6 protein-coding genes and 1 pseudogene are annotated in these 10,542 nt (G+C 42.4%); 3 read left to right on the top strand and 4 right to left on the bottom strand.

Features of this window, described 5'->3' with window-relative positions; genetic code table 11:
* Nucleotides 1-2,005 (bottom strand): ATP-binding protein (locus G1O98_RS32870; RefSeq protein WP_163937369.1); only part of this gene is annotated, 2,005 nt, incomplete at its 3' end.
* The gene (locus G1O98_RS32865; RefSeq protein WP_163937366.1) at nt 2,002-3,276 is read right to left on the bottom strand and encodes a DUF4255 domain-containing protein; all 1,275 of its coding nucleotides are present in this window, start codon (nt 3,274-3,276) and stop codon (nt 2,002-2,004) included. The genes G1O98_RS32865 and G1O98_RS32870, both read right to left, overlap by 4 nt.
* Before the next feature lie 397 nt (nt 3,277-3,673).
* Here G1O98_RS32865 and G1O98_RS32860 point away from each other — a divergent pair, with 397 nt between their 5' ends.
* Nucleotides 3,674-5,644: a serine/threonine-protein kinase gene (locus tag G1O98_RS32860; protein ID WP_163937364.1), complete on the top strand. Its 1,971-nt coding sequence runs from the start codon at nt 3,674-3,676 to the stop codon at nt 5,642-5,644.
* A 209-nt stretch (nt 5,645-5,853) separates the two neighbouring features.
* Here the strand turns inward: G1O98_RS32860 and G1O98_RS32855 are convergent, their stop codons facing one another.
* Nucleotides 5,854-7,455: a peptide ligase PGM1-related protein gene (locus tag G1O98_RS32855; protein WP_163937360.1), complete on the bottom strand. Its 1,602-nt coding sequence runs from the start codon at nt 7,453-7,455 to the stop codon at nt 5,854-5,856.
* A 928-nt stretch (nt 7,456-8,383) separates the two neighbouring features.
* Here G1O98_RS32855 and G1O98_RS32850 point away from each other — a divergent pair.
* Both G1O98_RS32850 and G1O98_RS32845 read left to right on the top strand, forming a co-directional pair.
* Nucleotides 8,384-9,256 carry an SDR family oxidoreductase gene (locus G1O98_RS32850; RefSeq protein WP_163937356.1) on the top strand — a complete coding sequence of 291 codons (873 nt, stop codon included), beginning with the start codon at nt 8,384-8,386 and terminating at the stop codon, nt 9,254-9,256.
* Nucleotides 9,257-9,546: 290 nt separating this feature from the next.
* Nucleotides 9,547-9,804, top strand: a complete 258-nt coding sequence (locus G1O98_RS32845) for a hypothetical protein (protein WP_012409850.1) — start codon at nt 9,547-9,549, stop codon at nt 9,802-9,804.
* Between the two features lie 28 nt (nt 9,805-9,832).
* Here the strand turns inward: G1O98_RS32845 and G1O98_RS32840 are convergent.
* Nucleotides 9,833-10,237, bottom strand: a pseudogene (locus G1O98_RS32840) (magnesium transporter).
* Nucleotides 10,238-10,542: the final 305 nt, after the last annotated feature.

The raw sequence follows: 10,542 nt of genomic DNA, 5'->3' as shown, positions 1-10,542 counted from the left end.
CTGCCTTCTCCCCTATTCCAATACCCCCCCCAACTTCCGCATCAGTTAAAGGCTTCTCTAACTTGCTATATTCCGTTTGAGCAGCCCGCAATACGTGTTTCATCTGCACTGCTTCCCCGGCATCAGCTGCCAGAAAAGCTGCATTTAAAGCTATGTTACGGATATTACCCCCAGCGACATTTAGCCGTGCTAGTTGCAGAGCATCTAAGTCTGCGGTTGGGGTGTCGGCGGGAAAGACGCGCCGCCAAATCTCGGCTCGTTGTGTTGTGTCGGGGAAGGGGAATTGCACCACGAAGCGAATCCGGCGCAGAAAGGCTGTATCAATTGCACTTTTTAAGTTCGTAGTCAGGACTGCTAAACCTGGATAGCTTTCCATGCGTTGCAACAGGTAGCTAACTTCAATATTGGCATAGCGATCGCGCGCATCTTTAACTTCACTACGTTTGCCAAATAAAGCATCAGCTTCATCAAATAACAAAATCACCCCGCCTTGTTCAGCAGCATCAAATACCCGGCGCAAATTCTTCTCTGTTTCGCCAATATATTTGCTAACTACCGATGATAGATCGATTCGATAAAGGTCGAGACGCAATTTCTGGGCGAGTACTTCTGCCCCCAAGGTTTTACCAGTGCCGCTAGCACCTGCGAATAAGGCACTAATTCCCAATCCTCTAGCACTCTTGCCACCAAAACCCCAATTGTTATATACAGTACTGCGTTGACGCACATGAGCCGCAATGTCTCGCAGAACTTGTTTCTGTGCCTCTGGCAATACCAAATCTTCCCAATCACCAGATGGCTCAATCCTTTGGGCGAGTTCATCCAAGCGCGGACGTGCTTGCACACGGCAGGCATCCCATAAAATGCTCGTGATATCGTTGTCTGGTTTTTGTGCTAATTGTCCTGCGGCTTCTGCACAAGCAGCCCGAATGGTTGCGGCACTTAGGTTAAACTGATCCACTAAGGTTTTAACTTGCCCGTTCATTTGTGATGCCATTGAACCTAGGGCATCTTGCCAAACTGTACCTTGTTCTTTGCTAGTTGGTTGATGTACGTCAAAATTAACTACCAGGCGTTGTCCTAGTCCAATCCGTTCTCGACTCGTAACTATTAAAAAGCCCTTGGTGCGTTCGATGAAACGAGCGATCGCATTCAGCCGCGCCATATCATTATTATCTAGTTCGTTGCAGTCTATGAGTAACGCACACTTACTTAAAATCGTCTCGCGAGTCCACAGGCGAATCAGATTATCTAACTCGCTAGGTGCTAAGGGAATAAGTTGTGCAGGCATTACCCACAAACTTAAACCCTGGAGTTGACAAATGGTCGCGGCAATGGCGCGTTTGCTAGTAGTTTCGCTACTACATAGCTGCACGATTGGTAAGCTATTAATTTTGTCAGCTTGCGACCAAACTGCTGCAACTCGCTCTGCTAAATCTTGGTGCGAGGGGACTAAATCGCTAACCTCTGGTAATGGTTCAATGATGCCAGCTAATCGTTCGTCAAGATATTGAATGCCCGTGAGATAATGTAAAATTCGTTCGTCAATTCTTACAGGACTGAGAGTCAAGGCATGACCATCACCAATTTGAATTAACCGCCAATGACGTAAGGGAGCATTTGGAGCGATCGCATCCCAGTGGACGTTAGGTAAAGCGGACAGAGCTAAACTTAGAGTTGGGTAAGCTCGTTGTAAATCTCCGTGTGTTATGGCACACAATTTAGCAAAATCTCCATTCAACTCCATACCTGCACACAACAACAACAAATCACGTTCAAAGGATGAGAGACTAAATATTTTGCATACTCTCTCCAATGCTGATGGCGCAGGCATTGCAGCAGCCGCTTCCTGTAAAGCTTGCTGTAAATTCTCTTGATTTTTCTCTACAGATTGATTTTGCTCTTTTGCCGTGTGATTTTCTAAAATCCCACGCACCACGGCAAGGGCTGCTGATAGATAGCGGTAGTTTGCCTCATCCCAATTGCGATTTGTTGTAGCATTCATAAGATTGTCACCTGTGGCGAATCATAAGCTCCAGACTGATTCTTCCTGTGCAGTGGACTTTCTGCCCCATCTACTTGCACCCGAACAATATAAGTCCCTGGCTTTACATTTTTGACAGGAATAGTAATTGCATCGGTGTCTTCAGTGCGTGGTGCAACCAAGAAAGAGTAAGCTACCGGACTATTAACTGATACTTCATTGAGTAGCAAAACTACTCGCTGTGCCTTACCAACTTTGGGCTGGAATTTAACGGTAATTTCTGCTGTGCGTAAATTGTCGCCGCTATTTTCCACTTGAGCGACAAATGCCGTAATTGTTGGATGGATGACAAAAGCTGCAACGTTTGATTCAAATACATAATCTGTTTGTCCTGCATTGCCCATTGTTAGATGTACAACTTGGATACCTTGCACACTTGCGTATAAATCTGATGGGATTAACAGGCTAATTTGTGTTTCTTTAACATCATGAGGTACTAGTAAAGTCTCCCTATGACTCAAACGGATTCGGGTAATCTCACCACGTAAACGTTTACCACGAATTACTAATGTTGTACCTGTAAAAATCGTTTGCTCGGTCTTTGCCGAAGCCATAACTTGCTCTATAGTCGGTTGAGACAAGGGCATGATATAGACTTCAGAATTTTCAGGTTTGCTACTCTCAATCAATACCATTGATGCGAGATAGGTAGCTGAAGGTCGATAGTGTGTTTGTAACGCAGACCATAATTTAGAAGTTTCTTCCATGTTAAAAAACTCTGGAGTCAGTTTAATCTGACCAATTTGTTCAGCTAAATCAGGTACAGATACACTTGCTACAGCTTGCGAAAAAGCACTTGAGGTATTAGTTGTAGAGGCATTTATCAGAGTATTCTCAATAATATCCGATGTGATGGCTGGTGTTTTGTGTAATAAATGCATTGCATAGCCCAATAAAAGCTCCGCCTGAAAATCCTTGGCTCCATACGCTGTTAGTAAGTAATGGAGGTCAAGAGCTAGTGGCGGACTCTGAGAAGATGCGTTTCCATTTATACGTGAATGTCTGCTGCGAAATTCCTGAGATACCCAATCGACATTGCGGTTCTGTGTTACTTGATAAAGAAAGAGGTTGATTTGAGCCCGCTCGTCAGCTTCAACTGAAATTCGATCGGGTGGTAGGGCAGTTACAATCACATCACCAACACTCGCAGCGATCGGATCGCTGACCAAGCCATTTTCCAGCAAGACTTTTAGTACTGCTGTCACGGCGGCTATAGAGAGTACATTACTCATCCTCGTTCCTCATGGCAATAGCACATCTTAATCATGTACGCCAGAGTACATTGACAGAATATATTTTGCAAAACTTTAAATATTCTGTAACAGAGACTATCCGCATGGCATACGAAGTATCAGCACTAATGAAGCTAAAGACCTCGTATAATTTGCGTTAACTTCACATCAGGAACCAATTTTAAAGCACCATAGGGCTTAATTTTAAACATTTTATCAAATTGCTAACATTATTTTAAGTTAGTAATATGTTAAGCTGGGTATAATCAGATAAAGGCTAAGTAATATATGTTACTAGTATTCATCTAAGTTACCAAGTCAGCAAAATATTTGTAATACTAGTAGTATATCTGAGCTAAAGTCAAAACCTTAAAGTTACTAGAATGGGTTCCCCCAGATGAAATCCCCACCTCCTTCAAATTCTTGGATTGGTCGCTTGGTAGGTGATAACGAGCGATATCGTTTAGACAAACGGTTAGGCGGGGGTGGCATGGGAGATGTCTTCCTGGCAACGGACACCCGTGTTGGTCAACAAGTAGCGTTGAAGTTGCTCAAAGATACGCTGGTGGCATCACAAGAAATGAGAAAGCGTTTTGAGCGTGAGGTAGCAGTTTGTGCTGCTTTGCAAAGTGACCACATAGTTAAAATTAGTGATTGTGGATTCACTTCGGAAGGCTTTCCATTTTACGTAATGGAATATTTACGTGGGCAAACGCTCAGACAATTACTGCTGCGCGAGAAGCGGCTATCTGTTGAGCGGGCGGTAAAAATTATGGCGCAAGTTTGCAAAGGTTTACAGCTTGCCCATCAAGGGGTTACTCTCCAACGGGAAGGCGGAAAAAGCACTGAGCATATTCAGGTAGTTCATCGTGACCTGAAACCAGATAATATATTTTTAGTGCCTACAGATTTGGGTGAGTGGGTAAAGGTTTTGGATTTTGGTGTTGCCAAAATTCGGAGTGAATCTTCAGAAAATGCCAATATTACCAATATCACCAGTACTTTTATTGGCACATTTCGTTATGCACCTCCTGAGCAAATCCAAAGCGATAAAAACCTGGATGCAAGGGGTGATATTTACAGTTTAGGAATCATCCTTTATGAAATGCTGAGTGCTGCCGATCCTTTTGGAATCAGCATTAAGGGTAGTCATGTCAGCGAGGCTTCTTGGGTATTAGCTCATGCTTATGAACCACCGAAGCCACTGCGATCGCAGCCAGGTTGTGAGCATTATTCCGTAGAATTGGAAGCGGTGGTGATGAAATGCCTCCACAAGAACCCAGCTAACCGATTTGCAACAGTAGAAGAACTCAATCTTGCTTTGCAATCTGCTGCCAAATCCGTCACAAACACTATTAATTTACCGGGAAAAGCTACCGGGCAATCACAACCTTCCTCCAATCAGGGTTCAAATCACGAAACTGTTCCCAGACAATCGAACGACGACACCGTTTACCGTCCTCCATCTGCATATAATCACGGTTCAAATCACGAAACTGTTCCCAGACAATCGAACGACGACACCGTTCTCCCCCCTCCATCTGCATATAATCAAGGTTCAAATAACGAAACTGTTCCCAGACAATCAAACGAAGATACCGTTCTCCGTCCCCCATCTGCATATAATCAAGGTTCAAATCACGAAACTATTTCCAGACAATTTAACCCGATTGAGCAAAACCAATCAGAGGAAACAGTTCCTCCCCTTCAGCCTGGATACAACCAAGGTTCAAATCACGAAACAGTTCCGAGGCAGTTTAACCCAGCTGAGCAAAGTCCACAGAGTCCTGTGAATAATTCCAACCCCAGCAAACCGGACGTGACCTTGTATCAACCGCGACCTGGAGCTAATCAAGGTGGACAACAAGTGCCGCCAGATAAGACGTTGTATCAACCGCGACCTGGGGCGAATCTTGGTGGACAACAGGTGCCACCAGATAAGACATTGTATCAACCGCGACCTGGGGCGAATCTTGGTGGACAACAAGTGCCACCAGATAAAACATTGTTTCAACCGCGACCTGGAGCGAATCAAGGCGGACAACAAGTGCCACCAGATAAGACATTATTTCAACCGCGACCTGGAGCGAATCAAGATAGACCACAAGTACCGCCAGATGTGACATTGTATCAACCACGGTCTGCATCCAATCAAGGCAGACGACAAGTACCACTAGATGACACTATTTACCAACCAAAGCTAAGTGAGCAGCTAGCTACGAAAATTACTCCCAATTTTTTGCGAATCTTGGGAGTAGTTTTGGCCATTGGGCTGACTTTAGCCTTGGTGGCCTATATTTATACTCAATCTCGTAAAGAACCTAGCAACCAGGAAAGTTTACCTAATAGCGATCGCATTCAGAACTAACAAGGGTTATAGATGAATGGCACACTTGTTAATCGCAAAGCCCTGATATAACTTGCTTTTTGAGTGTGGGGAGTGTGGGGAGTGTGGGGGGTAAGACTTCTTCCCCGTCCTCCCACACTCCCCACACCCTGCCCTGACGAGGTTTCAGCTTTTCTTAGTGCCATTCGGTTATAGATAAAGCATATTTCATTCCTGGAGATGTCTTTTACCTATATATATTCATCCCAAGCTACGGGAAAAGAATAATCTGAAAACGCCGAGAAATCACGATTTTCGCTGCGGGTTTCTTCATCCAAAAACTTGACAACTTTGTTATAAATATCTTGTGCTTGTTGCGGAGAATCACCGATGCTGGTTAATCCCAACTTGCCAAACTGCGAAAGACAACCCATGAGATGAAACACTGTGCCAGTCTCTGTACCAGTGTCAAAGTGTAGTCTGTGTTCAGCGATGATATCCATCAAATCATTAGGTAACAATCCCTGATAGCGCTCTTTTTGCAAATTATCAGTAGCAATGTAGTATTTCGGACGACCTTGCTGACTATAAAATAAGCCCGTAGAAAGGTCATAGCGACCGTTTGTTAATAATTTCAGGGTCATGAATGGATGAGTTGTGCCACCTTTACGCAGATTAATTTCGATCGCCTGAATATCCCACTCACCATTACCCTTGTCAACGGTGATAAAATCTACGCCAAATCGCTCTAAAGTACCTTTCTCTGCTAGCTTGCTACCAACTTGTAGTCCTAATTGTTGTAATTGTAATCGATAGCTTTCATCAGCCGGGAAGCGACAACCAAGGTAAATCTGACCGTCTGGGCCTCCGAGAATTTGGTCATGAGTTGAAAGGATTTCCACTTTACCAGTGGGTGTGATCCGGCCTTGGACACTGGGCGATCGCTTTATTTCCCCTTCCACAAATGCTTCGACAATTGCCCCTAATTCTGGGATTCTTCCCGAAAAATTATCCCAAGTCTCAAGTTTTGCTTGAAAGCGCATTGTTGAGAAGCGATCGCTAATTGCTGCTACCCTTTGAGCGTGAGTACCAATACCTGGTGCTAAATTCTCAATTGGTCTCAGATCGAGCAAGGCATTTCCCTCTCCCGAAATACCTTCGTTGAGTTTTACCACTACCCGTTTTAATGTTGGTTGTCTTTCCCACAAATCACTGGTAGCTTCTGCCAAATCTGTATGGTTCCAAATTTTTTCGCTGCCATCTGGATGCGGTACTCCACTTTCCTTGAAGATTTGCCGACTGCCACTTTTTGTCCCCCAAATCTGTAAATCTGGTGCAGCAGCATACAGTGGTACACCCAATTTTAAAGACAATTCGCCTTCCCAGTGCGAAGAGTTGTAGCAGATCATAAATGATTTATCTAGCCTCAAAGATTGATGAATCCGCTCTAGTAGACGGGGGCGTTCTAAAATCTTTTGACTGAGAGGTTTAAGGGAAGAATCGTAAGTAGAAAGTAGCAGCAAGCGATTGCGCGCATGAGAAAAGGGAATTCCTGGCAAAAGTTGCAGATAATAATCAATGATACTAGGATGCAGTGGTACAGATGTTACATAAACCAGCCGAGTCCGAGGATTCTGCAACCGAATTAAAGAAAATAGTAATCTTTCTTCATAATGTTCGCAGCCTTCGATCTTTTGGAGTTCGCGCTGGTCAAGACTTAGAGAGGGAATAATTAAAATATCTGCTTCACTATTGTCAAACGACTCGATCGTTTTCCAGCGATCGCGCAGGGTTAATTGTAATTGGCGAAACTTTTCAACCTGCTCTAACTCGGAAATATTTAGTATTGCCATAACCGCTGCCCTCTAATAATCCCAATGTAGCGCACCACGCAGGCTTTTGGCCTATTAGTTTGGTAACTAGTAAGCAAGTACTTTATCCTACAAAAATGTGGCTATGCAGATATCAGCTTAAATTAATACCAATGAAGGTTGAACGCATGATTTTACTATTCTGTCAAGCTATTTTTAAAGGTTTGTAGTAATGAGTTGATTACTTAGAAAATAAGGACTAAACTCATTAATTTAAAATTGTCAATATGACTCATATTTTATTACGTGAAAAAGCTCCGTACAATTTAGAAAGCCTTCTTTTCTATTGCCTCTTGCCTGCACACGCAAGTAACTATAGCTACGCTCCCGTCAGGGATACAAAAATCAAAGCAGATTCCTATATCCATAAATTTAAACTTGACAGACTAGTAGGTAGTTGTGCAACTACAAAGTGAAAAAGTAGAAATCTATATTTTCATTTATCGACAATGGCACAGTTCTTGAGTGAGCTAGAAGAAATCATGATAAACTAATTGAATAATTTTTATTATTTAATTTATTTTCTGTCTTAAGGTTGAGCAAATTTTAGCTTAGTTTACCTCTAGAGAGCGATAAATTACAGCAACTTAATAGTTAACTTAATAGCAGATGAAAGAGATAACTATTTCATCGAATCATAGTTTTATACTTGTTCTTGCCGTCAGGTGAATAGTGTCTGTCATGTTTGAGTATAAATAACATCAGCTGCCTACAGTTTCTAGAAATAAGTGCCTTTGATACGAATTCGGGATATGTATATCCGAAAAATTGCAAATGGCAAGTAGGAGCCGAAGCGGAAAATAAACCTTGGGTTAAATTTTTGATCCAGGGTTTACTTTTGAAAATGGCTAATGAGAAAGATGGGGGTAATAAATGCCCAATTCAATATTCAATTACCAAGAAAAAACTTATGGCTAAATCAAAAGAGAAAAAAGAGAAAACATTGCAGCCGCCACAGCAGCAAGAAGTACCAGGTGTTGAATCTGAAATGACACCAAAACCGAAAGCAGATGATGCCGAGTATCGAGGTAGTGGCAAGTTACAAGATAAAGTAGCATTGATTACGGGTGCAGATAGTGGTATTGGTCGTGCTGTAGCGATCGCATTTGCTAAAGAAGGTGCAGATGTGGCTATTCTTTACTTGAATGAACACGATGATGCCAAAGAAACAAAACATTTGGTAGAAAAACAAGGTCGTCGTGCAGTAACTATCGCAGGCGATATTGGCGATGAAACTTTTTGTCAGCAAGCTATCCAACAAACAGTTGGTGAGTTTGGCAAACTCGATATTCTCATCAACAACGCCGCCGAACAACATCCTAAAGAAAGTATTGAAGAAATCACTAAAGAACAATTAGAGCGAACTTTTCGCACTAATATCTTCTCAATGTTTTTTATGACTAAAGCTGCACTCAAGCATTTGCAAACAGGCAGTGCTATCATCAATACCACATCGGTAACAGCTTATAAAGGTAGCCCACAACTGCTAGATTATTCTTCTACAAAAGGTGCGATCGTTGCTTTTACCCGCTCCTTATCACAAAATTTGGTGTCAAAAGGAATTCGCGTTAATGCTGTCGCACCAGGGCCAATTTGGACACCTTTAATTCCCTCAACTTTCCCCGAAGAGAAAGTTGAGAATTTTGGGAAACAAGTACCAATGCAACGAGCCGGACAACCAGAAGAAGTTGCCCCCAGTTATGTATATCTAGCATCTGATGATGCTTCTTATGTCTCTGGACAAGTTCTGCACGTAAATGGTGGCGAAGTTGTCAATGGCTAATTGAAGAAGAATTCAGAAGTCAGAATAAATTCTGACTTCTGACTCCTGAGTTCTGTTCGATAAAAAAGTTAGGAGTTAGAAGTCATAGAATTTGGAATTTTATATTTTTTGTTTAATTCCAAATTCCAAAACTAAAGTTATCAGAGTTCAAAATTATAACCTATTAACTACTAACTACTAACTCTTCACGCCTAACTCTACCCTCATTGTCTTCCATTAGAGGGATGAGTAAAAATTGAAATATTGATAGTCTATTCAGCAGCATACATTTAGAGATAACAACTACGTCTATGGCATCTCCTACACCACTATATGGCACAGAACTAGTAGATTGTGCTAGAGCAAATGCCAAGCAAGGAATTGAAACTGCTGCTTATCAATGTGGCTATGGTCAAGACCTCAACAAATTTGCCCGAGAACTCAGACAAGCTTGTGAAGAAATGAATTTACAAGTAAAAGAACTCAGTGGATTAATTACTGAACAAGACATGATACTGCAATTGGGTACTGGCGAAATTGTTGCTCCAGTGACGGAATCAGAATTGTAAAAAATAGTCATTTGTCGTTTGTAATTTGTTATTGATTAATGACCAATGACTCCTTTCTTAACCTTAAAATTAACTGCGCCAAATTGAAATAAATCAAAACGCCTACTACATCAACTTCTGTAGTAATAAATGGTGCTGACATCAATGCCGGATCTAAACAGGAGGTAGCAAAATAGAAACGGCAGTGCTGAACCAGAGATAAAAGCTAATACAGAAATCGCTACCAGGCACATGCCGCGATCGCTACTTCTAATCGCCCTTGCAGAAAGTAAACCCATACAGTTGCGATAGTTTCGCGGCCAACTATCTGCAATGTGCCAAGCGATCGCATTTCATCGGTGTTCATCCCTCGAATCACCACTGTAGAAGACTGGGCAAGCACATTACCGCCAGCACCAGTCAGCAAAGGGATAAACGCCGTCAGTGTCACCATTTTTGTGAAAATTTTCTCTTGTGACTTAATAATTGTTCCTGTAATGGTTTACTGGTTATAAGTAAAACCAACAACCATACAACCCGCTTCTGAGCAATTTCTAATAAATTCATCTGAAAATAGTTGTCGCCCCCGACTGCACACTACCACCCAAGGTATAGATATCTTCGGTGGTTTCTTGTTGTCCTCAAATCAGCTTGAACATTCCCACTTACACCCTAGTAGTTCGCCAAGTGAACTTGGCGGGGTAAAGGGTAAATGGGAAGGGGGAAAGGTTTCAAATCCCTTACCCCTTACCCCTGCCC

This window comes from Nostoc sp. UIC 10630, assembly GCF_010747425.1.
Lineage (GTDB): Bacteria > Cyanobacteriota > Cyanobacteriia > Cyanobacteriales > Nostocaceae > Nostoc.
The sequence above is the reverse complement of the archived record's forward strand: the minus strand, read 5'-3'. Positions and strand labels throughout refer to the sequence as shown.